This window comes from Rhizobium sp. 21-4511-3d (assembly GCF_053522545.1).
On record NZ_JBNWCF010000007.1, the window covers coordinates 261,453 to 283,527 of the forward strand.

The window sequence follows — 22,075 nt, forward strand, 5'->3', positions numbered from 1 at the left end:
TTCGGCGGCCGGACGCAAAGTAATGCCCCCATGAACATCCAAAGCGACCTCCGCCCGAAGCTCAACCTCGTCCGCCTGGCAAATGGCGAAGGATTGGACCTGCCCTCCTACGAAACATCGGGGGCAGCCGGTATGGACCTGCGCGCGGCCGTCGATGAGGGCGCGCCGATGACGCTGGCGCCGGGCAAGCGCGCGCTGGTGCCGACCGGATTCATCTTCGAAGTGCCCGAAGGTTTCGAGGCGCAGATCCGCCCGCGTTCCGGGCTTGCCTTCAAGAACGGTATCACCTGCCTCAACACGCCCGGCACCATCGACAGCGATTACCGCGGCGAAGTGAAGGTGCTGCTGATCAATCTCGGCGAAGAGCCTTTCGAGATCAGCCGCGGCATGCGCATCGCCCAGATGGTGATTGCGCCTGTTACCCAGGTGCGCGTTGCCGAAATCACCGAGACGAGCGCCACGGCGCGCGGCGCGGGCGGCTTCGGCTCCACCGGCGTATGAGCGCGGCAGCGGACACGACGGGCCTCTCTTTCCGGCAGGATTATTTTGCCGACCACGCCGCCTGGCGCGCACTGGTCTCGCTTCTCCATGACACGTTCGGCATCGACATCGGGCCGCTGATGCAACTCGGCGGACCGGATGCGACAAGTATGCCGTTCGGCTGGTTTGCCGGGGACGGGACGCTGGCCGCCAATCTCTCGGCCTTCGCCATGCCTCTCTTGATCAACGGCCGCCGGATCAATGCGGCCGGTCTGCAATCCGGCGCGGTGCGGCCGCCCTGGCGCGGGCGCGGCCTTTATCGCGATGTGACGACGAAGGCGCTCGACTGGTGCGCAGCGCAAGGCTTCGAGGCCATCGTGCTCTATACCGACAAGGCGGCGCTCTATGAGCCCTATGGCTTCCGGACGTTGCCGATGCACAGCTTCAGCAGCGATGCGCCGACGCCTGTTTTCGCAACGCAGGGCCGATCGATCGATCCGGGCAATGCGGATGATCTCGCCTTGCTGCAGGACCTGCTGGCACGACGCGAGCCGGTCTCCGATGCGCTTGCCGTGGTCTCAAGCCCTGCGATGTTCCTGATCAATACACAGCTCGACCCCGATGTGAGGCTCACCTTCATAGAGCAGCTGCCGGCCGTTATCGCCTGGAAGCTCGATGGCGGGACATTGATCCTACTCGACGTGCTCGCCGCGTCGATTCCGCCGCTGGCCGCCATTCTGGGCGGACTCGGCGTTCGGCCTGACCGGGTGGAGGTGCTCTTCCGCCCCGACAAGCTTGGCTGGAATGGCGAGCCTGCACCGGCCTCTGCGCATGGGACGCATTTCATGATCCGCGGCCCGGACGGTCTGGCGCTGGATGCGCCGGCCATGCTTTCGCCGATGGCGGATTTCTGATCAGACCGGCGGCAGGCGGCGCTTGACCGGCGATGACTTGATCATCGACGTGTTGGTCTCCGCGCGTTCCGCGATCTTGTCGAGGATGCCGTCCAGCTCCCCCATCGAGCGCACGACCAGCCGGGCGATAAAGCAATCGTCGCCCGTCACCTTGTCGCATTCGATGAATTCGGGAATCTCCTGGATGAGCTTCTCGACGATGTGCAGCTGGCCTGGAAGCGGGCGGACGCGGACGATCGCCTGCAGGGGATAGCCGAGTGCGGCCGGATCGATGTCGATGGTGAAGGCCCGGATGATGCCGCGCTCCTCCAGGCGCCGCAGACGCTCGGCCGCGCTCGGCGAGGACATGCCAGCCGCCTGGGCGAGTTCTTTCAGCGACAGGCGGGAATTGACGGCAAGCGCATCCAGCAGCTTCTGGTCCGTTTCGTCCATTCTATCAGAATTAGCCACATCGCCTCCTTCGCCTAAATTTATTAGGCCAGATCCTTCCCTTTTGTGTCACACGATATAGAGACGGCTCTGGTTGCGCAATAATCTGCGCTTCCATCAAGGGAGAGTTGCGATGCAGAGCGAGATCAAGCGCGGAAGCGCGGAAATGACGGCGGCAATGCTGATTTCGGGCAGCATCGGCTGGTTCGTCGTGATGTCGGGCCAGCCGGTCGGCAATGTCGTGTTCTGGCGCTGCCTGTTCGGCGCAATCACCCTGCTCGTGATCTGTGCTGTGCTCGGGCTTCTCAATCCGCGGCTTCTGTCGCTGAAAAGCTTCGGTATCGCTGTCTTCGGCGGCGTCGCCATCGTGCTGAACTGGCTGCTGCTGTTTGCCTCCTATTCGCATGCGTCGATTTCGATCGCCACGACGGTCTACAACACCCAGCCTTTCATGCTGCTGGCGCTGGGCGCCGCCTTTCTCGGCGAAAAGATCACTGGCACCAAGCTTTTCTGGCTGGGGCTTGCCTTCGCGGGCATGATGGCGATCGTCGAGGCTAAGCCGGATAGCGGTGTTGTTACCGGCAGCTACGGCCTGGGGATCGCCTTGGCACTTGGTGCCGCCTTCTTCTATGCGCTGGCAGCGCTGGCGGCCAAATGGCTGAAGGGCACGCCGCCGCATCTGATCGCGCTCATCCAGGTTTCGACCGGCATTCTGATGTTGGCGCCTTTTGTAGACTTCTCGGCCCTGCCGGCGACATCAGGAACCTGGTCGCAGCTGGTCACGATGGGCGTCTTTCATACGGGGCTGATGTATGTGCTGCTTTACGGCGCGATCCAGAAGCTGCCGACACATCTGACGGGCGCGCTGTCCTTCATCTATCCGATCGCGGCGATCGCCGTCGACCGCATTGCCTTCGGCCACGCGCTGCAGCCGCTGCAGGTGATCGGTGCCGCGATCATCCTTCTCGCAGCCGCCGGTATGAATCTCGGCTGGACGCCGGGGCGGTTTCTGCGTGCAGTCAGAAGCTGATATCGGCGGCTTTCGACAACTTGACGCCATGCGCGCCGGCGCCGAAGCCGCCGAGTACGGCGTTGTGATGCGCGATGATCTGTTCGAAGCCGAGTACGCCGTTATCGCCGCTCATGTGGCCGTCGGATATCAGCGTGACATCGAAGCCGAGCGAGACGGCGCGGCGCACCGATGTATCGATACAGAAGGGCGTGACGCAGCCGCCGATGACGAGATGGGTGATGCCGCGGCTGCGCAACTCCGCCTCCAGCGGCGTCTCGAAGAAGGCGTCGCAGGCCTCCTTGTTGATCAGCAGTTCGCCCGGCAAGGGCGCCACTTCCGCCCTGATTTCCCAGCCCTTGCTGCCCCTGGCGATCGGGTCGCCCTCGGCCTCGTCATGCTGGACGATGATGACAGGGACGGTTTCCGACCGGGCTTTGCCGAGCACTGCTGCCAGCCGCCTGGTAACGCCGTCATAGGCTTGCTGGATCACCGGCACGCGGTCGTCAGCACCCATGCCTTCGAGCACGGCATTCTGGATATCGATCAGCAGCAAGGCCTTCGTCATGTCATCGCCCATGAGTTCATTTTCGAAGTTGCTTGAAAGCGATTTCGCACAGTCGTAAATAGGCGGCAATCAGGGAGAGACAAATGACGATCGCAGCGCTCATTGCCTATAGCGGCGCATTGTTCATCGCAGCCGCCATTCCGGGGCCGGGTATCACGGCGATCGTCGCGCGGGCACTCGGCTCGAATTTTCGCGAGACCTTCTTCATGGGTCTCGGCCTGGTGCTGGGCGACATGACCTATCTGACGGCGGTCATTCTCGGCCTCGCATTCGTGGCGCAGACCTTCACCGAGATCTTTCTCGTCATCAAGTTCGCGGGCGTGATCTATCTCTGCTACATCGCCTACAAGCTCTGGACATCCGGCCTGCTGCCGCAGGATATCGCGGCGCGCAAATCGAGCAGCGTCGGCATGTCGTTTCTTTCGGGCCTGCTGGTGACGCTCGGCAATCCGAAGACAATGCTGTTCTACGTGGCGCTGGTGCCGACGCTGATCGACATCCATGCGATCGGCCTGCGCGAATATGGATTGCTGCTGACAGCCACCTTTGTCGTGCTGCTCAGCGTGCTGATCCCCTATATGCTGCTTGCAACCCGCGCCCGCAGCATGCTGAAGCAGCCGCGCGCATTGCAGGCGCTGAACCGGACGGCGGCCGGCATTCTGGCGGGCACGGCAGCCTTTATCGCCACTCGCGCAGCCTGAAAAATTCGTTCGTCAAACGGCGGTTTTAAAAGGATTTTTTCTCCTTGATGCCGCCGTGGCGGAGGGCTCAGTCTGGCTTCCATCCGCCTTTGACCCTATTCTCTCGGCAACACACTTAAAGGGAGAGCACGCATGTCGAAGAAACCGGGCCGCGGCCGCATCTATTCGTCCATCACCGAGACCATCGGCGATACGCCGATCGTGCGCCTCGACAAGCTCGCCAAGGAAAAGGGCGTCAAGGCCAACCTGCTGGCCAAGCTCGAGTTCTTCAACCCGATCGCCTCCGTCAAGGACCGTATCGGCGTGGCGATGATCGAGAGCCTGGAAGCGCAGGGCAAGATTTCGCCCGGCAAGACGACGCTGGTCGAGCCGACCTCCGGCAACACCGGTATCGCGCTTGCCTTCGCGGCAGCCGCCAAGGGCTGCAAGCTGATCCTGACCATGCCGGAGACGATGTCGGTCGAGCGCCGCAAGATGCTGGCGCTGCTCGGCGCCGAGCTGGTGCTGACCGAGGGGCCGAAGGGCATGAAGGGCGCGATCGCCAAGGCCGAGGAACTGGCCGCGACGCTGCCTGACGCGATCATTCCCCAGCAGTTCGAAAACCCTGCCAACCCCGAGATCCACCGCAAGACGACGGCCGAGGAAATCTGGAACGATACCGACGGCAGCGTCGATATTCTCGTTTCCGGCATCGGCACCGGCGGCACGATCACCGGCGCAGGACAGGTGCTGAAGTCGAAGAAGGCCAGCATCAAGGTGATCGCCGTCGAGCCGGAAGAATCCCCGGTTCTCTCCGGCGGCCAGCCAGGCCCGCACAAGATCCAGGGCATCGGCGCCGGCTTTGCGCCTGCGATCCTCGACACCAAGATCTACGACGAGGTCGTCACCATCAACAGCGGAACGGCGATGGAAACTGCCCGTCTGGTTGCCAAGCTCGAAGGCGTGCCGGTCGGCATCTCCTCGGGTGCTGCACTTGCCGCAGCCATCAAGGTGGGCAGCCGCGAAGAAAACGCCGGCAAGAACATCGTGGTGATTATCCCGTCCTTCGCCGAGCGTTATCTGTCGACGGCGCTGTTCGATGGGCTCGGAGGCTAAGCTTCGCCTGCTGCACTTAATCGAATGGACAGGGCGCTTCGGGCGCCCTTTCTGTTGGTCACTTATACCCGCCACCTCGGAAGCAAGTCCGCATGTTGCTGATCGTCGGAACCATTCGCCTGCCACCCGAAAACCTCGCTGCCGCCCGGCCTGTGATGAAACGCATGGTGGAAGGCAGCCTCAGCGAAAATGGCTGCGCGGAATACTCCTATGCCGAAGATGTACTCGAACCTGGCCTCATCCACGTGAAGGAGATGTGGCAGGATCAGGCAACGCTCGATCGCCATTTCAAGACGGCACATCTCGCCAAATGGCGCGCCGCTTGGCCGGAACTCGGCATCCATGATCGCAACCTTCGAAGCTATGAGGTCGGTGAACCCCGCCAAACCTGACGGTGCTTCCTGATCCGCCGTCAGCGGAAACCCTCATGCTGCCGCGGTCAGCCGCTCTCCTGCGATGCGATAGGAAATCGCTTCGGCGAGATGGATGCGGCCGACGGTTGGCTTGCCGTCGAGATCGGCGAGTGTGCGCGCCACTTTCAGGACCCGGTGATAGCCGCGGGCGGAGAAACGCATCTTCTCGGCGGCATCGCGCAACAGCTGGAGACCTCCGGCATCCGGCTCGGCATATTTCTCGATCAGTGATGTCGAGCAGCGGGCGTTGGTGGTGATTGTATTGAGGCATGCAGCGATGAAGCGGTCGGCCTGCAGTTCGCGGGCGCGGGCGACGCGGGCGGCGATCGTGCTGCTTGCCTCGGCCGGCATCGGGCGGATCAGGTCCGCTGCAGAAACGGCCGGGACGTCGATGCGGATATCGATGCGGTCCATCAGCGGGCCCGAGATGCGCGCCTGATAGTCGGCCTGGCAACGGGGACCGCGGGCGCAGCTATGGCCAGGCTCGCCCGCCATACCACAGCGGCAAGGGTTCATGGCGGCGACCAACTGGATGTTGGCGGGATAGGTCACGCGGTGATTGGCGCGGGCGATGATGCATTCGCCGGTTTCCAGCGGCTGGCGCAGGGCATCGAGCGCTTGCGGCGAGAATTCCGGAAACTCGTCGAGGAAGAGAATGCCGTGATGGGCGAGCGAAGCCTCGCCGGGACGGGCGCGGAGCCCGCCGCCGACCATGGCGGCCATCGTTGCCGAATGGTGCGGGGTGCGGAACGGCCGCCGGTCCGAAAGCTTGCCGCCGGAGAGCTGACCGGCGATCGAATGGATCATCGACACTTCGAGCAGCTCGGCCGCCGACAGCGGCGGCAGGATGGAGGGCAGACGGGCGGCAAGCATCGACTTTCCGGAACCGGGCGGGCCGACCATCAGCAGATTATGACTGCCGGCGGCCGCCACCTCCAGTGCACGCTTGGCGCTTTCCTGACCCTTGATGTCGGCGAGATCGGGAAGGTTTGCGGCATTGGCGCGGATCGATGGCTCCGGCCGCGACAGAACCTGCGTGCCGCGGAAATGGTTGGCGAGCGCGATGAGGCTCCGCGGCGCAAGGATATCGAGTTGCGTTCCGGCCCAGGCGGCTTCCGGGCCGCTTTCGGCCGGGCAGATCAGCCCCTTGCCGAGCGCATTGGCGCCGATTGCCGCAGGCAGCGCGCCGGCAACGGGTGCGATCGTGCCATCGAGATTGAGTTCGCCCAAGACGACATAATCCGAGAGCGCATCCGCCAGGATGGCGCCGAGAGCAGCCATCAGGCCGAGCGCGATCGGAAGATCGAAATGCGAGCCTTCCTTCGGAAGATCGGCGGGCGCCAGATTGACGGTGACACGCTTGGCCGGAAGTGCCAACCCGGATGCGTGGAGTGCTGCCTGCACCCGCTCGCGGCTTTCCGCAACCGCCTTGTCGGGAAGCCCGACGATCTGCATGCCGATCTTGCCGGGAGCGACCATCACCTGGACTTCGACCGGCACACCTTCAATACCGTGGAATGCAACCGTACTGACGCGTGCGACCATGCCCCTGCCCCCGCAACCAACTACATCGCGTATTGCGACCTTTCATGGCCGCGGATTGCAATCTGGCATAGTAAGCAGAATAAAACAAGAACAATAAATGAACAGATTCACGTCCCCGCTGCACTCAGGTTGCAGCGGGTTGTATCAGGCCCACAAATGAGAACAAAAGCCCTGAAGAATCAGGCGCGCTTGCGCTCGATCGCATCCCAGAGGAGGCTGGCGATATCGGCGCCGCCGAACTTCTTGACCTCGCGGATGCCGGTCGGAGACGTGACGTTGATCTCTGTCATGTAGTCACCGATCACATCGATGCCGACGAACAGGAAGCCGCGTTCGCGCAGGGCCGGGCCGATGCGCTTGCAGATTTCCTGCTCGCGTGCGGTCAGTTCGGTCGCCTCGGCGCGGCCGCCGACATGCATGTTGGAGCGGCTGTCATGCTCGGCAGGAACGCGGTTGATGGCGCCGACGGGCTCGCCATCGACGAGGATGATGCGCTTGTCGCCCTTGCGCACGTCAGGCAAATACTGCTGAGCGATGAAGGGCTCGCGGAAGAGCTGGCCGAACATTTCGAGCAGCGAGGAAAGGTTGCGGTCGTCCTTGGTCGAATGGAAGACGCCGGCGCCGCCATTGCCGTAGAGCGGTTTCAGGATGATATCGCCCATCTCGTCGCGGAAGCGGCGGATCTCGGCGGCATCCTTGGTGATCAGCGTCTTCGGCATCAGGTCGGCGAATTCGGTGACGAAGATCTTCTCAGGCGAATTGCGTACCCAAGCCGGATCATTGACGACGAGCGTCTTCGGATGGATGCGCTCGAGAAGATGCGTCGAGGTGATGTAAGACATGTCGAAGGGCGGATCCTGGCGGAGCAGGACGACATCCATGGTCGAGAGATCGACACGCTCGGGCGCGCCGAGCTCGAAATGGTCGCCCTTGACGTCGCGCAGGATCATCGGCTCGACGGAGGCGAAGACCTGGCCGTCGCGGAAGCTCAGGCGATCGGGCGTATAGTGGAAGAGCTTGTAGCCCCGGGTCTGCGCCTCGAGGCTCATGGCGAAGGTGGAATCGCCTGCGATGTTGATGCCCGACACATGGTCCATCTGGACCGCTACGTTCTTGATCTTGGCCATTTCCGTCCCTCACTGAATGCCGGACAGATGTAGGTCGCAAGAGGGTCGAACGCAACGGTCAATCAAGGACTTCGCAGCATCGCGATCAAGGATTTTTCAAGCGGCGAGGCCCTGCTGGCCGCTATTGCGCAGCATGTTGCGAAGACGATAGGCGAGCGCGACCGGCTTCGGGAAGGGCTTGCGCAGGAAGGCCACCTTGCGGACGTAGGTGTCGACACGCCAGCTGGCCCAGGTGCCACCGGCGAAGAAGGCGACGTCGCCGGCGCGAAGTGTGCGCTCGGTGCCGTCTTCAGCGGTGATATGCACTTCGCCTTCGAGGATCATCACCGTTTCGTCCCAGCCGAAGAACCAACGGAATTCGCCTGCCGTGCAGTCCCATATCGCCGTCAGCGAGGCTTCGTCATGGCCGCGGGAATGCTCGGCGGTGCGCGCCTGCGGGTCGCCGCTGACGATCCAGTCCGGATTGATGGGCGTCGATTTCATCGGCAGGTGATCGCTCGAATGCGCGATGAAGGACTTGCCGCGCGGCATCGCCACGGCATACGGCACCGTGCGCGCAGCCATCGCGACCGCACTTGCAAGCATAAGCTTCCAGGCCATGAAACACCCCGTTTACTACCCCAATGTTCGGGCAATAACAGAAGAGTCGTAAGAGAGGCGTTCAAGCGGCTGCTAAAATTTTAACAGATCCTGTCGACGCCTATTGGACCGCTTCGGCCGTAACCGCCGCATTCGATGCCTGCGCAACACCATTGCCGATCCGCTTGCCGGTGTCTGCCGCGAAGAAATGCAGCTTCTCAGGCGTGATGACGAAGCGCATTTCTGCGGTCATCGGCGTTTCCGGCGAGACGACCGCGGTCAGCTGCTGGTCGCCGAGCAGGCCGTGGACGAGACGCTGCGAACCGAGTTCTTCGACATATTCGACGGTAAGCGGCATCGCATATTCGTCCGCCTTGGCAAGGCGCAGATCTTCGGCGCGCATGCCGATGGTGACCGGGCCGGATGTCGGCGCATTGCCTGCGAGATCGATCAGGCTCGGGCCGATCGCCAGCTTGTCGCCATGCAGCTCGCCCTTCAGCAGGTTCATGGCGGGAGAGCCGATGAAGCTCGCGACAAAGGTCGAGGCGGGCGTGTGATAGACTTCGAGCGGCGCGCCGATCTGCTCGATATGGCCGCCGTTCAGAACGACGAGGCGGTCCGCCAGCGTCATTGCTTCCAGCTGGTCGTGGGTGACGTAGATCGACGTCGTGCCGAGACGGCGCTGCAGGCGCTTGATCTCGCCGCGCATGGAGACGCGCAGCTTCGCATCGAGGTTCGACAGCGGTTCATCGAAGAGGAAGACGGCGGGCTTGCGGACGATGGCGCGGCCCATGGCGACACGCTGGCGCTGGCCGCCGGAGAGAGCCTTCGGCTTGCGCTCGAGATACTGCTCGATCTGCAGCATGCGGGCGGCTTCGGCGACACGGGCATCGATCTCCGCCCGCGGCGTCCCGCGGTTTTTCAGGCCGTATTCGAGGTTCTGGCGCACCGACATATGCGGATAGAGCGCGTAATTCTGGAACACCATGGCGATGTCGCGGTCAGCCGGCTCGACATTGTTGACGACGCGGCTGCCGATCTTCACCTGTCCTTCGGAGATGCTCTCGAGACCGGCGATCATGCGCAACAGCGTGGACTTGCCACAGCCGGACGGGCCGACGAGGACGATGAACTCGCCATCGCGGATGTTGATGCCGACATCCGAAACGGCCTTGACGCCGCCCTGATAGATCTTGCCGACGCCTTCTACATCGATAGAGGCCATTGTCACTTCTCCGTTTCGACCAGGCCTTTGACGAAAAGGCGCTGCATGACGATGATGATGAGGACCGGCGGCAGGGCGGCGAGAATGACGCCTGCCATGACGAGGTTCCATTGGGTGTCGCCGTCCAGGACCGAGGCCAGGCGCTTGATGCCCATGACCGCGGTGTAATAGCCGGGATCGGTGGTGATCAGCATCGGCCAAAGATACTGGTTCCAGCCATAGATGAAGAGGATGATGAATAGCGCCGCGATATTGGTGCGCGACAGCGGCAACAGGATATCCCTGAAGAATTTCATGGCGCCGGCGCCATCGACGCGAGCCGCTTCCATCAGCTCTTCCGGGATCGTCAGGAAGAACTGACGGAACAGGAAGGTTGCCGTCGCCGAGGCGATCAGCGGGATGACGAGGCCCGGATAGGAATTCAGCATGCCGAGATCGGCGACGACCTTATAGGTCGGCAGGATGCGGACTTCGACCGGCAGCATCAGCGTCAGGAAGATGATCCAGAAGGCGACCATGCGCAGCGGGAAGCGGAAATAGACGATCGCAAATGCGGAAATGATCGAGATGGCGATCTTGCCGACGGCGATCAGCACCGCCATCAGCAGGCTGTTTGCCAGCATCAGCGCGAAAGGCGGCGCACCGGCCACCGAATTTCCGGCGCTCAGCAGCTGGTCGAAATTGGCAACCAGCTGGTCGCCCGGAAGCAGCGGCGTGAGGCCGCTCATGAAGTCGGTCGGACCATGGGTGGCTGCGATGAAGGCGAGGTAGACGGGGAAGACCACCGTGACGACGCCGACGATCAGGATGAAGTGCGTGAGGACGTTCAGAAAGGGGCGGTTCTCGATCATCGCTCGGGCCTCAATACTGTACTTTTTTCTCGATCCAGCGGAACTGGACGACGGTGAGGACGACGACGATCAACATCAGCACGACGGACTGCGCGGCCGAAGGGCCAAGGTTCAGACCGACGAAGCCATCGGCATAGACCTTGTAAACAAGCGTGTTCGTCGATTGCGACGGGCCGCCAGAGGTCGTGGAGTCGACGATCGGGAAGGTGTCGAACAGCGCATAGGTGACGTTGATGACAGCCAGGAAGAACGTCGTCGGCGAAATCAGCGGGAAGACGACCGTCCAGAAACGCTTGAACGGACCGGCGCCATCGATCGACGCGGCTTCGATCACCGACTGTGGGACAGACTGCAGGCCGGCGACGAAGAAGAGGAAATTGTAGGAGATCTGCTTCCATGCCGAGGCGATGACGATGAGGATCATTGCGTCATTGCCATCGAGGCGGTGGTTCCAGTCATAGCCGAAGTGGCGAAGGATATAGGGCAGGATGCCGATGCTGGGGTTGAACATGAACCACCAGAGCAGACCGGCCGCCGCAGGCGCCACCGCATAGGGCCAGACGAGCAGCGTCGTATAGATGCGTCCGCTCTTCAGCACGCGATTGACGCAGACGGCGAAAAGCAGCGACACGCCCATCGATAGAACGGTGACGGAGACCGAGAAGATCAGCGTCACCCAGAGCGCGTTCATGTAATCGCTGCTGCCAAAGAGCTTCGTGTAATTGGCGAACCAGACGAAGGTGGTCTTCATGCCGAAGGGATCTTCACGCAGGAAGGACTGGCGAAAGGCCTGAAAAGCCGGCCAGATGAAGAAGACCAACGTGACTGCGAGCTGCGGCGCCAGAAGGAAATATGGCAGGACGCGGTTCGAGAAGATTGTGCGCTTTGTCTGCATGGCTCGCCCGATATGGAAAGGCCCTCCCCGGAGCGGGGAGGGCTTGGCTTCAGCCTCGAAAGCTTAGTTCGAGTTTGCTTCTTCGAATTCGCGCAGGATGGCGTTGCCTTCCTTGACGGCTTCGTCGAGCGCCTGCTGGGCGGTCTGCTTGCCGGACAGCACGGTTTCGAACTGCTGGTCGATGACGTCACGGATCTGCGTCAGGTTGCCGAAACGAACGCCCTTGGAGTTGTCGGACGGCGTGCCGCGCAGGATCTGCTTCAGGCCAACGTCAGAGCCCGGGTTCTTTTCGTAGTAACCCTGCGACTTGCCGAGGTCGTAAGCAGCAGTGGTGATCGGCAGGTAGCCAGAGAACTGGTGCCAATCAGCCTGAACTTCCGGCTGGCTGAGGTAGGTGTAGAACTTGGCAACGCCCTTGTAGACTTCCGGCTTCTGGCCGTTCAGCGTCCAGAGCGTCGCGCCGCCGATGATCGAGTTCTTCGGATCCTTGGTGACGTCGTCGTAGTAGGGCAGCGTCGAGAAGCCGACCTGGAAGGCCTTGGCGTTGTTGATGACGCCAGCGCGCGAACCCGAGGAGCCCATGTAGATGGCGCATTCCTGCGAGTAGAACTTCGGAGCTGCATCGGGGCCGCCACCCGGGCCGCCGTACTGGAAGTAACCGGCATCCTGCCACTTCTTCAGGTCGGTCCAGAGACGAGCCTGGTTCGGACCGTTGAAGCTCAGCTCAGCCTTGGTGCCACCGAAACCGTTCTGCAGCGTGCCGTAGGGCAGGTCGTGGATGGCCGAGAAGTTCTCGAGGCCGAGCCAGGTTGCAGCGTAGGTGATGGTGAAGCCGCACTTGGCAGCGCCGGAATCGACGATCTTCTTCGAGAACTCAGCCAGTTCGGCATAGGTCTTCGGAGCGACTTCCGGATCAAGACCAGCCTTCTTGAAGACGTCCTTGTTGTAATAGAGGATCGGCGTCGAGGAGTTGAACGGGAAGGAGAGGATGTTGCCTTCCGGGTCGGAATAGTAACCGACGACGGGAGCGATGAACTTCGACGGATCCCACGGCTCGCCTTCATCGGCCATCAGCTTGTAGACTGGATAAACGGCACCCTTGGCGGCCATCATCGTGCCGGTGCCGACTTCGAAGACCTGAACGATAGCCGGCTGCTGACCTGCGCGGAAAGCAGCGATAGCGGCCGTAAGGGTTTCCGGATAGGTGCCCTTGAAGACCGGGGTAACGTGGTATTCGGTCTGGCTGTCGTTGAACTTCTGAACGATCTGCTCGAGCTTCTGGCCGAGCTCGCCGCCCATGGCGTGCCACCAGGTGATTTCGGTTGCGGCAAAGGATGCCGACGAAGACAATACGACCGCAGCGGCGGCCAGAGAAAACGTCTTGAACATGGATAAACCCTCTCCACCAGTTATTGGGGTGAGGAAGCCAATAGAGGCCTTCCGTGACGTCTCCTTTACATTTGTATGACAGAAAAATTACAAATGCACGCCTATGCAAGACCGCTAAAAGGCATTGGGGAAATGCCGTGGCAGCCGGCCCGGAAGCACTGCAACGATATCGTAGCGCTGCGACAACAAGTGGCTATTGGCCTGACGGGCGAGCCAGAGATCGCTCGCATCGCGAATGCGTTTCTGAGCCGCATAAGAAACTGCATCGACCGCGACCCGCTCGTCGCGCCGGGCTTTGACCTCGACGAAAACAGCAAGATCGCCCTTTCGGGCAATGATATCGACCTCGCCAAGCTTAGTGCGATAGCGGAAAGCCGCGATGCGGTAGCCCTTCATCAGCAGGTAGAGCGCCGCCACATATTCGGAGAAATGTCCGCGGCGGAGCGCCTTTTGTCTGCTGACGCTCGTGCCGCTATCGCTCATCAGGCGCCCTTCATGTCGAGGAGCCGCTGATAGAGTTCCTTGCGCGGCAGACCGGTGAGCCGCGCCGCCTCGGCTGCCGCTTTCGCCGTTGGCATGGTGCCGGAGAGATCGGCAAGGATCGCATCGACGTCAGCGGCGTCAGCCGGTTTTTCCTCCGGCGGCGCGACGACGAGGACGATCTCGCCTTTCACATTATCGTTCTCGGCATAATAGGCGGCGAGATCGGCAAGCGTGCCGCGGCGAAACTCCTCGTAGGTCTTCGTCAGCTCGCGGCAGACGGAGGCCATGCGATCGCCGCCGAGCACGTCGGCGGCGGCCGAAAGCGTCGCGCCGATGCGGTGGGGTGATTCAAAGAAGAGCAGCGTAGCGGGGGTCGCCGCGAATTCACCGAGCCGGTCGCGCCGCGCCTTGTCCTTGACGGGAAGAAACCCGGCAAAGAGGAAGGCATCGTTCGGCAGACCTGAACCGACGAGTGCGGCGAGCGGCGCCGAGGCGCCGGGGATCGGGATGACGCGGTATCCGCTGTCGATCGCCGTCTGCGCCAGCCGGTAACCGGGATCGGAAACCAGCGGCGTTCCGGCATCGGAAACGAGTGCGACGGACTTTCCGGCCTCCAGCGCCTGCAGCAGGCGCGGCCCGGCCTCGTCGGCATTATGTTCGTGATAGGCGAAAGGGCGGTTCTGAATGCCGTAGCGATCGAGCAGCACGCGGGTGACGCGCGTATCCTCGCAGGCGAGCACATCGGCACCGGCAAGCGTTTCGAGCGCGCGAAGCGTGATATCGCCGAGATTGCCGATCGGCGTCGCGACCAGATAGAGCGCGGCCTCGAGCGGGCGCGCAGGTATGCTGACATTATGCAGGCGGTAGGTGCGATGCTTGCCGCCCTCGCCCGCCGTCTCTTCATGACTCAATTTCAAAGGCCCTCTCTGGCGTCGGCCCTTTATGCGCGCAGGCTTCGTTCGCGGCAAGGGTTCGGATTTCTGTGAGCATCATCGTGTAAAACCACCTTTGCAGCCGCGCGAAGCCTTGCACCCCTTGCAATGCCCGGCAAAGTTCTGCCATTTTGCCCGTCCACTCCTCCGGCCATGGAGCCGGAAAGGCATTTTCTGGCGCGCCTGCGCGCCCGGACAGTCACGGTCGAAAGCGGTAGCATCCCATGCGTATTACTATTGAGCGTTCCAATCTCCTGAAGTCGCTGAACCACGTTCACCGCGTCGTCGAACGCCGGAACACGATCCCGATCCTGTCCAACATCCTGCTGCGTGCCGACGGCCAGAACCTCGACATGAAGGCGACCGACCTTGATCTCGAAGTCACGGAAGCGACGCCCGCCAATGTCGAACAGGCCGGCGCGACCACCGTTCCCGCCCACCTTCTTTACGACATCGTCCGCAAGCTGCCCGACGGCTCGGAAGTTCTGCTTGCGACATCGACGGATGGCGGCTCGATGACCGTGCAGTCCGGCCGCTCGAAATTCTCGCTGCAGTGCCTGCCGCAATCCGACTTCCCGGATCTGACCGCCGGCACCTTCACGCATTCCTTCAAGCTGAAGGCAACGGATCTCAAGATGCTGATCGATCGCACCCAGTTTGCGATCTCGACCGAAGAGACCCGCTATTACCTGAACGGCATCTTCTTCCACACGATCGAGAGCGAAGGCGACCTGAAGCTGCGCGCTGTTGCGACCGACGGTCACCGTCTCGCCCGCGCCGACGTCAAGGCGCCGTCGGGCTCCGAGGGAATGCCGGGCATCATCATTCCGCGCAAGACCGTCGGCGAGTTGCAGAAGCTGGTCGACAATCCCGAGGCGATGGTCACCGTCGAGGTTTCCGACGCCAAGATCCGCCTGAGCATCGGCTCGATCGTCATGACATCGAAGCTGATCGACGGCACGTTCCCCGATTATCAGCGCGTCATCCCGACCGGCAACGATAAGGAAATGCGCGTCGATTGCACGACCTTCGCGCAGGCCGTCGACCGCGTCTCGACCATTTCGTCCGAGCGCGGCCGTGCCGTGAAGCTGGCGCTTTCCGAAGGACAGCTGCTGCTCACCGTCAACAACCCGGACTCCGGCAGCGCGACGGAAGAAGTCGCAGTCGGATACGACACGGACGCGATGGAAATCGGCTTCAACGCCAAATATCTGCTCGACATCACTGCACAGCTTTCCGGCGATCAGGCCGTGTTTCTGCTGGCCGATGCCGGTTCGCCGACGCTCATTCGCGACACGGCCGGCGATGATGCACTCTACGTTCTGATGCCGATGCGCGTGTAAACGCGCGTCGCATTTGGCGGGCAAAGTTTTCAGATTGCGACGTTTGGTCTTGTTTTACTGCTGGATGATTGCAATTAGATAGCCAGCGGTTTGTTGCTTGACGAGGAGGATGGCATGGCGTTGCGGCTGAAAGAACGGCTCGGCAAAAAGTTCGATGAGGAAATTCGCTTCTTCAAGGGCATGATGCAGGGGCCGAAAACCGTCGGCTCCATCGTCCCTACCTCCTCCATCACCGCCAAGAAGATGGCGAGCGTCATCAACCTCAACTCCGGACTGCCGGTGCTTGAGCTTGGACCGGGAACCGGCGCCATCACCAAGGCCATTCTCGGTCGCGGCGTGAAGCCGGAGCGGCTGGTCGCCGTCGAATATTCGACGGACTTCTACAATCACCTCGTTCGCCTCTACCCCGGCGTCCACTTCATCAACGGCGACGCCTTCGATCTCGATACGACGCTTGGCGCACTGAAGGGACAGACCTTCGATTCCGTCGTTTCGGCCGTGCCGCTTCTGAACTTCCCGATGCAGGCGCGCATCGCGCTGCTCGAAAGCCTGCTCGACCGCATGCCGGCCGGCCGGCCGGTGGTGCAGATTTCCTACGGTCCGGTTTCGCCGATCATCGCCCGGCCGGAACGCTACCACATCCAGCATTTCGACTTCATCGTCCGCAACATCCCGCCGGCACAGCTTTGGATCTATCGCCGCGGCTGATGTTCGCGCTCTATATCACCCACCCGCAGGTCAGGATCGATCCGGATGTCCCCGTTCCGCAATGGGGGCTGTCGGAAACCGGTGCGGCGCGCGCCAGACTGGCAGCAGAGCTCTCTTGGGCGCGGCAGCTGCAGCGGATCGTCTCCAGCGACGAGACGAAGGCGATCGAGACCGCGGAGATACTCGCGGCCTCAGCCGGGATCGGTATCGAGATCGTCCACGGCATGCATGAAAACGACAGGTCGGCGACCGGCTTCCTGCCGCCGCCGGAGTTCGAGCAGGCGGCCGACTGGTTTTTCGCCCACCCGGACGAGAGCTTCGAGGGATGGGAACGGGCGCGCGATGCGCAGGCCCGTATCGTTTCGGCCGTCGATCGGATCCTCGCGACCCATGACCAGAGCAAGCCGATCGCCTTTGTCGGCCATGGCGGCGTCGGCACGCTGCTGAAATGCCACCTTGAGGGCCGGCCGATCGGGCGCGACCGGGACCAGCCCGGCGGTGGCGGCAATCTCTATGCTTTCGCTCTTGCGGACCGGCGCCTATCGTGCGACTGGACGCCCATCGAAAGCTGGCAGGGGTGGATGAAATGAACGCACGCGAACGGTTGATCGTCGGGCTCGATGTTCCGACACTTGGCGAAGCGGAAAAGATCGTTTCGACGCTCGGCGATGACGTCCTCTTCTACAAGATCGGCTACCAGCTGGTGTTTGCCGGCGGGCTGGAGTTTGCCCGCGAGCTCGCCCAGAGCGGCAAGAAGATCTTCCTCGACATGAAGCTCCTCGATATCGACAACACCATCGCGTCCGGCGTCGAGAACATCGTCAAGATGGGCATGTCGATGCTGACGCTGCACGCCTATCCGAAGGCGATGAAGGCTGCCGTCGAAGCCGCCAGGGGTTCCGACCTCTGCCTGCTCGGCGTCACGGTGCTGACCTCGATGGACGAGCAGGACCTGATCGCAGCCGGTTATGAATACGACCCGCATACGCTGGTGCTGCGCCGCGCCGAACAGGCGCTCGCCGCCGGCATGGGCGGCATCGTCTGCTCTGCAGAAGAATCCTCCGCCGTCCGCAAGATCGTCGGCCCCAACATGGCGATCGTCACCCCGGGCATCCGTCCGGCTGGCAGCGAAAAGGGCGACCAGAAGCGCGTGATGACACCGGCCGATGCCCTGAAGGCAGGCTCCAGCCACCTCGTCGTCGCCCGCCCGATCGTCAGGGCTGCCGATCCCAAGGAAGCTGCCCGCGCCATCCTCGCGGAAATGGATGCGGCACTCCCCGCCTAACGATTGCCCGAGACCTGATTATCCGCGTCGTTGTCGACGATCAGGGCCGGGCTGCCGCCTGGTAGGCTGTTGCCAGTGACCGAATTGTGCCGCGCGAAGTCCCGCGAGTTCAGGCTGCTGCCAAACGGATAGGCGGGATCGTTGAAACAATAGCGGCTGTTTCCCTGCCTGCTGCCCAGCCAGACTGCAGGCTTGGCGCCGAACGCCTTGTCATAGCGGAAGGTGTTGCCGCTGATCACGTTGCCCTCTGGCGCCTGATGACGGATCGTTCCGCCCTCGCCGCAGTTGCGGTAGAGAAAGATGCCGCCATTAACCGGATCGGTGAATGTATTGCCGGCGATCCGGTTGTTTGCCGCGCCATCGAGCGCAATCTGCTCCCGGCTCCGCGTTCTGATGTCGAAGACGTTGTTCTCGACGAGATTTCCGGCGGACTCGGCATCGAAGTAGACGGCGACGCTGCTCGTACTGCCTTTGAATTGGGATCTGGACAGATCGAGGCCCGTCGTTCCTGGTCCGGCGTAGAGCGGTATCCGGCCATTGGCGATGAAGGTCACGTTGCTGATGGTGATCCGGCCGGGCGCAGCGGCTTGTGCACGAGCGGTATGCCCCTCGGAGACCGAGGACTGCTTGAGCCACGGCCCCTGACCATTCTCAGCCATTCCGATGATGCGAAGGTCGCCTTTGATGGTGCAGTTGCGAATGGTGACGTCATGGGGCGCGTCCCAGCTGCCATCCGGCCGGCGGATCGAGCGGATTGCCAGCGTATGCGCCTTGTAGCCCGTTCCATCCAGCATGCCGCCGCCGCAATCAACGATCGTGCCGGAGGCTGCGGCTCCCGACAGCTGGATCGGCGCGCGGATGACGTCTGCGGCATCGAGCAGCAGGTTGCAGGAAATTTCGACCGGCTTCGCAGCGCCATCGGCAGCTTTCAACGCGGCAACCGTCTTTGGCATGCAGGCCTTCGCGGCTGCCGCGGAGGAAGATGGAGCAAACAGCGCCGCCGCCAGCATGACAGCGTGAAGTGCGATGGCGGCATTGCATTTCATTCGGCTTCCCCAACCTCCGCCAGCGCGCCTTCCGCGCGCTGTTGCCGCCATTGACCCTTGCGCCAATTTGGCTGAAGACAGACGCCAACGTCAATCGGAGGAAAATCATGGCCAAGGGATACTGGATTGCGCGCGTCGATGTTCGCGATGCCGAGCGCTACAAGGATTACGTCGCGGCGGCGAAGCCTGCTTTCGAGAAGTACGGCGCCAATTTCCTGGCGCGCGGCGGGGCGATTACCGAGCTCGAGGGCACGGCGCGGGCCCGCAATGTGGTGATCGAGTTCCCGTCGATGCAGGCTGCCGTCGATTGCTACAACTCGCCGGAATACCAGATCGCCGCCAAGATCCGCCAGGAAGTGGCGGATGCCGAAATGGTGGTTGTCGAAGGCATCTGAAAGCGCTTTCGCAGATGCGAAACTCGGCTGCGATGGGCCTTTCCGTCGCCGCCGGATTCGGCTAATACGGGAGCCAACAAACACTCCTTCCCAAGCCTTTCGAGGAAACTGCCATGACCCTTGCCAACCTGCCGCCGCTCGTTACCGTGTTCGGAGGCTCCGGCTTCGTCGGCAGGCATGTGGTTCGTGCGCTTGCCAAGCGCGGCTATCGCATCCGCGTCGCCGTTCGCCGCCCGGATCTCGCCGGCTTTCTGCAGCCGCTCGGCAATGTCGGCCAGATTTCCTTCGTCCAGGCAAACCTGCGCTACCGCCAGTCGGTCGAGCGCGCCGTCGAGGGTTCCGACTGCGTCGTCAACTGCGTCGGCATCCTGCTGGAAACCGGCCGCAACACTTTCGACGCCGTCCAGGATTTCGGCGCCCGCGCCGTGGCTGAAGCCGCCAAGAATGCCAAGGCCCGCCTGGTCCACGTTTCGGCGATCGGTGCCGACGAGAAGTCGGAATCGCACTATGCCCGCAGCAAGGGCCGCGCCGAAACTGCCGTACTCTCGATCAAGAAGGACGCCGTGATCTTCCGTCCGTCGATCGTTTTCGGACCCGAGGACAGCTTCTTCAACAAGTTCGCCGACATGGCCCGCCTCTCGCCGGTTCTGCCGGTCATCGGTGGCGGCACGACCAAGCTGCAGCCGGTTTACGTCGAAGACGTCGCTGAAGCCGTTGCCCGGGCTGTTGATGGCAAGGCCGTTGCCGGCAAGATCTACGAACTCGGCGGCCCCGAGGTCCTCAGCTTCCGCGAATGTCTGCAGACGATGCTGAAGGTAACGGCGCGCAAAAACCCGCTGGTTTCGATGCCAGCCGGTATTGCTTCGCTGATCGGCAGCATCGCCTCGCTGATCCCCTTCGTTTCGCCGCCGATCACGCCGGACCAGGTTCGCCTGCTGAAATACGACAACGTCGTCTCCGCCAAGGCTGAGAAGGACGAGCGCACGCTGAAGGGCCTCGGCATCACGCCGACGATGGTAACCTCGGTTCTGCCGTCCTACCTCGTGCATTACCGCCCGCACGGCCAGTACACGGGAACCGGCAAAGCCGCCTGATTCGTCCGTTAGCATTAACTGAAGCGCCGCCTGAGGATTTCCACAGGCGGCGCTTCTGTTTTGGGCGAAGTGTCAAATCTGGCGCAAGTTTCGCGTGTTTTTCTGCGCCCCGAACCGGATTGGCGTTGCATAAAAGACGCATGAAAAAATTAGTGAAATTAACGTCACATTTAGCAGGAACATTTATTGCTATTTGCCATTCCACTGACTACACACCCGGCGCGCAGGTAGCGGCTCACGAGGCTCGGCAGGCGCGTTCAATCGATTTGAAAGGCTTTATACCGATGGGCAAGTCAATCGCGCTTCTCTTTGCGTGTGCGGCACTGGTTATCCTGGCTGGCTCCTTCATCGCGCCCGGTTCGGTCGCGGCTGTTAAGGAAGGCTGTGCGCCGGCTTACGGCGTCGATCCCTGCTCGACGGCAAGCATCCCCAACTAAGCGGGATTATTCCCGCGCGGCGCGCATGAGCGCCGCTTTCACGGGATCAGCTTTTTTCCATTTCCAGATTGGTATCCAGCCCTCTGCCCGCAGGCAAAGGGCTGTTTTCGTTCAGGCTCAGGCGATCATGCCGGCATAGGCCATGCCGAGCAGAATTGCGCCGAGGATGATGCGGTAGATCGCAAAGAGGGTGAAGCGGTTGCTCTGGATATAGGAGAGCAGCCATTTGACGGCGATGAAGGCAACGATCGTCGAGACGACGAAGGCGATGCCGAGGGCAGTCCAGTCTTCGTTGGCGGCACCGCCATCCTTGACGGTTTTCAGCAGCTGGTAGGCGCTTGCCGCATACATGGTCGGGATGCCGACGAGGAAGGCGAATTCGGTCGCGGCGGCGCGATTGGCGGTTCCGGCGAGCATGGCAACGAAGATCGTTGCGCCGGAGCGCGAGGTGCCCGGGAAGATGCCGGCCACGACCTGGGCGATGCCAACGAGAATGGCGACCATCCAGGTGATGTCCTTGTAAGGAGGCTTCTTGGCCGCGGCCCATTCGGCAAAGATCATCCAGAAGCCGCCGATAATCAGCGCCCACGCAATCGGCGTCGCATTTTCGGGCAGTTCGAAGCCCAGCTTCTTGACGATCAGGCCGAGGACGGCGGTGATCAGAAAGGCGACGATCAGCCTCGAGGCATAACGGCGGTTCTTCGGTTCGCGCCAGCCGATCACGAGATCGACGAGGCGGCGCCAGTAGATGATCGTGACTGCCAGAATGGCGCCTGCCTGAATGACAATATTAAACGTGTCGGACCGGGCTCCGAGCCACTGCTCGGCAATGATGAGGTGGCCGGTGCTGGAGATCGGCAAAAATTCCGTAATCCCCTCGATAATACCCAGGATGATCGCGTTTATATATTCCATCTATGGTCTCCGGTTAAAACTCCAGGCCGCCGAATCAGGATCCGCGCGGGTTTCGGCAGCGGGCACTCATTCGTCATCAGGATGGCGGAAAAAGGCCGGATCCTCCAAAGGTCATGAAAAATCCATCATTGGCCGCGCTTAGAGGCGCTTCAAACCTGCTTCACGGTTGAAGCCGCCATCCAATCCTATATCTTTCTTAAACTGTAATTGTTAGGAG

26 protein-coding genes are annotated in these 22,075 nt (G+C 61.9%); 13 read left to right on the forward strand and 13 right to left on the reverse strand.

The features are described 5' to 3' along the window. Positions 1-30 precede the first annotated feature (30 nt). Both dut and ACQZ5H_RS17540 read left to right on the forward strand, forming a co-directional pair. Positions 31-501, forward strand: a complete 471-nt coding sequence (gene dut, locus ACQZ5H_RS17535) for a dUTP diphosphatase (RefSeq protein WP_449098522.1) — start codon at positions 31-33, stop codon at positions 499-501. Further along, positions 498-1,394 (forward strand): GNAT family N-acetyltransferase, encoded by an 897-nt coding sequence (locus ACQZ5H_RS17540; RefSeq protein WP_449098523.1) that lies wholly within the window; start codon positions 498-500, stop codon positions 1,392-1,394. Before dut ends, ACQZ5H_RS17540 begins: the two co-directional genes overlap by 4 nt. Here ACQZ5H_RS17540 and ACQZ5H_RS17545 read toward each other — a convergent pair whose 3' ends face one another. Further along, entirely contained in the window at positions 1,395-1,826 is a 432-nt protein-coding gene (locus ACQZ5H_RS17545; protein WP_449098586.1) for an Lrp/AsnC family transcriptional regulator, read from the reverse strand. A 130-nt stretch (positions 1,827-1,956) separates the two neighbouring features. Here ACQZ5H_RS17545 and ACQZ5H_RS17550 point away from each other — a divergent pair, with 130 nt between their 5' ends. Next, on the forward strand, positions 1,957-2,853 hold the full coding sequence (locus ACQZ5H_RS17550) for a DMT family transporter (protein ID WP_449098524.1): 897 nt from the start codon (positions 1,957-1,959) through the stop codon (positions 2,851-2,853). Here the strand turns inward: ACQZ5H_RS17550 and ACQZ5H_RS17555 are convergent. Next, positions 2,843-3,400, reverse strand: a complete 558-nt coding sequence (locus tag ACQZ5H_RS17555) for a cysteine hydrolase family protein (protein WP_449098525.1) — start codon at positions 3,398-3,400, stop codon at positions 2,843-2,845. The two genes, ACQZ5H_RS17550 and ACQZ5H_RS17555, sit on opposite strands and share 11 nt — an antisense overlap. A gap of 83 nt (positions 3,401-3,483) precedes the next feature. On the opposite strand from ACQZ5H_RS17555, the gene ACQZ5H_RS17560 reads away from it, so the two are divergent. The 3 genes from ACQZ5H_RS17560 (at position 3,484) to ACQZ5H_RS17570 (ending at position 5,588) form a co-directional block, all read left to right on the forward strand. Next, a complete protein-coding gene (locus ACQZ5H_RS17560; RefSeq protein ID WP_449098526.1) occupies positions 3,484-4,101 on the forward strand; it encodes a LysE family translocator in 618 nt (205 codons plus the stop codon). Positions 4,102-4,233: 132 nt separating this feature from the next. Further along, the gene (gene cysK, locus ACQZ5H_RS17565; protein WP_449098527.1) at positions 4,234-5,196 is read left to right on the forward strand and encodes a cysteine synthase A; all 963 of its coding nucleotides are present in this window, start codon (positions 4,234-4,236) and stop codon (positions 5,194-5,196) included. A 92-nt stretch (positions 5,197-5,288) separates the two neighbouring features. Continuing rightward, positions 5,289-5,588 (forward strand): putative quinol monooxygenase, encoded by a 300-nt coding sequence (locus ACQZ5H_RS17570; RefSeq protein ID WP_449098528.1) that lies wholly within the window; start codon positions 5,289-5,291, stop codon positions 5,586-5,588. A gap of 33 nt (positions 5,589-5,621) precedes the next feature. Here ACQZ5H_RS17570 and ACQZ5H_RS17575 read toward each other — a convergent pair whose 3' ends face one another. The 9 genes from ACQZ5H_RS17575 to rsmI form a co-directional block, all read right to left on the reverse strand. Next, positions 5,622-7,154: a YifB family Mg chelatase-like AAA ATPase gene (locus tag ACQZ5H_RS17575; RefSeq protein WP_449098529.1), complete on the reverse strand. Its 1,533-nt coding sequence runs from the start codon at positions 7,152-7,154 to the stop codon at positions 5,622-5,624. 179 nt (positions 7,155-7,333) lie between these two features. Further along, positions 7,334-8,281 (reverse strand): glutathione synthase, encoded by a 948-nt coding sequence (gshB, locus tag ACQZ5H_RS17580; protein ID WP_449098530.1) that lies wholly within the window; start codon positions 8,279-8,281, stop codon positions 7,334-7,336. A gap of 96 nt (positions 8,282-8,377) precedes the next feature. After that, complete coding sequence (locus tag ACQZ5H_RS17585) at positions 8,378-8,881, reverse strand: cupin domain-containing protein (RefSeq protein WP_130279257.1); 504 nt, start codon at positions 8,879-8,881, stop codon at positions 8,378-8,380. Positions 8,882-8,981: 100 nt separating this feature from the next. Then, positions 8,982-10,085, reverse strand: a complete 1,104-nt coding sequence (locus tag ACQZ5H_RS17590; protein WP_449098531.1) for a sn-glycerol-3-phosphate import ATP-binding protein UgpC — start codon at positions 10,083-10,085, stop codon at positions 8,982-8,984. 2 nt (positions 10,086-10,087) lie between these two features. Beyond that, a complete protein-coding gene (gene ugpE / locus ACQZ5H_RS17595; RefSeq protein ID WP_112713856.1) occupies positions 10,088-10,936 on the reverse strand; it encodes a sn-glycerol-3-phosphate ABC transporter permease UgpE in 849 nt (282 codons plus the stop codon). Between the two features lie 10 nt (positions 10,937-10,946). Next, a complete protein-coding gene (gene ugpA / locus ACQZ5H_RS17600; protein WP_449098532.1) occupies positions 10,947-11,831 on the reverse strand; it encodes a sn-glycerol-3-phosphate ABC transporter permease UgpA in 885 nt (294 codons plus the stop codon). 63 nt (positions 11,832-11,894) lie between these two features. Beyond that, a complete protein-coding gene (gene ugpB, locus ACQZ5H_RS17605; protein ID WP_199626003.1) occupies positions 11,895-13,220 on the reverse strand; it encodes a sn-glycerol-3-phosphate ABC transporter substrate-binding protein UgpB in 1,326 nt (441 codons plus the stop codon). A 114-nt stretch (positions 13,221-13,334) separates the two neighbouring features. Continuing rightward, complete coding sequence (locus ACQZ5H_RS17610; RefSeq protein WP_449098533.1) at positions 13,335-13,703, reverse strand: YraN family protein; 369 nt, start codon at positions 13,701-13,703, stop codon at positions 13,335-13,337. Then, entirely contained in the window at positions 13,703-14,614 is a 912-nt protein-coding gene (gene rsmI, locus ACQZ5H_RS17615; protein ID WP_449098587.1) for a 16S rRNA (cytidine(1402)-2'-O)-methyltransferase, read from the reverse strand. Before rsmI ends, ACQZ5H_RS17610 begins: the two co-directional genes overlap by 1 nt. A gap of 245 nt (positions 14,615-14,859) precedes the next feature. Between rsmI and dnaN the strand changes: the two genes are divergently transcribed. From dnaN to pyrF, 4 genes are all read left to right on the forward strand, one after another. Beyond that, entirely contained in the window at positions 14,860-15,978 is a 1,119-nt protein-coding gene (dnaN, locus tag ACQZ5H_RS17620; RefSeq protein ID WP_112713866.1) for a DNA polymerase III subunit beta, read from the forward strand. A 114-nt stretch (positions 15,979-16,092) separates the two neighbouring features. Next, entirely contained in the window at positions 16,093-16,686 is a 594-nt protein-coding gene (gene pmtA / locus ACQZ5H_RS17625; RefSeq protein WP_112713868.1) for a phospholipid N-methyltransferase PmtA, read from the forward strand. After that, positions 16,686-17,276 carry a histidine phosphatase family protein gene (locus tag ACQZ5H_RS17630; protein WP_449098534.1) on the forward strand — a complete coding sequence of 197 codons (591 nt, stop codon included), beginning with the start codon at positions 16,686-16,688 and terminating at the stop codon, positions 17,274-17,276. Before pmtA ends, ACQZ5H_RS17630 begins: the two co-directional genes overlap by 1 nt. Continuing rightward, on the forward strand, positions 17,273-17,971 hold the full coding sequence (gene pyrF / locus ACQZ5H_RS17635) for an orotidine-5'-phosphate decarboxylase (protein ID WP_449098535.1): 699 nt from the start codon (positions 17,273-17,275) through the stop codon (positions 17,969-17,971). The genes ACQZ5H_RS17630 and pyrF overlap by 4 nt, the downstream gene beginning before the upstream one ends. On the opposite strand, the gene ACQZ5H_RS17640 is transcribed toward pyrF, so the two are convergent. Further along, positions 17,968-18,981, reverse strand: coding sequence for a right-handed parallel beta-helix repeat-containing protein (locus tag ACQZ5H_RS17640; protein ID WP_449098536.1), 1,014 nt, complete (start codon positions 18,979-18,981; stop codon positions 17,968-17,970). The two genes, pyrF and ACQZ5H_RS17640, sit on opposite strands and share 4 nt — an antisense overlap. A gap of 143 nt (positions 18,982-19,124) precedes the next feature. Between ACQZ5H_RS17640 and ACQZ5H_RS17645 the strand changes: the two genes are divergently transcribed. The 3 genes from ACQZ5H_RS17645 (at position 19,125) to ACQZ5H_RS17655 (ending at position 20,943) form a co-directional block, all read left to right on the forward strand. Then, on the forward strand, positions 19,125-19,412 hold the full coding sequence (locus ACQZ5H_RS17645; RefSeq protein WP_449098537.1) for a DUF1330 domain-containing protein: 288 nt from the start codon (positions 19,125-19,127) through the stop codon (positions 19,410-19,412). A gap of 113 nt (positions 19,413-19,525) precedes the next feature. Then, entirely contained in the window at positions 19,526-20,506 is a 981-nt protein-coding gene (locus ACQZ5H_RS17650; RefSeq protein WP_130279266.1) for a complex I NDUFA9 subunit family protein, read from the forward strand. A 140-nt stretch (positions 20,507-20,646) separates the two neighbouring features. Continuing rightward, the gene (locus tag ACQZ5H_RS17655; protein ID WP_449098588.1) at positions 20,647-20,943 is read left to right on the forward strand and encodes a hypothetical protein; all 297 of its coding nucleotides are present in this window, start codon (positions 20,647-20,649) and stop codon (positions 20,941-20,943) included. Between the two features lie 117 nt (positions 20,944-21,060). Here ACQZ5H_RS17655 and ACQZ5H_RS17660 read toward each other — a convergent pair whose 3' ends face one another. Continuing rightward, positions 21,061-21,858: an undecaprenyl-diphosphate phosphatase gene (locus ACQZ5H_RS17660; RefSeq protein ID WP_112713881.1), complete on the reverse strand. Its 798-nt coding sequence runs from the start codon at positions 21,856-21,858 to the stop codon at positions 21,061-21,063. Positions 21,859-22,075: the final 217 nt, after the last annotated feature.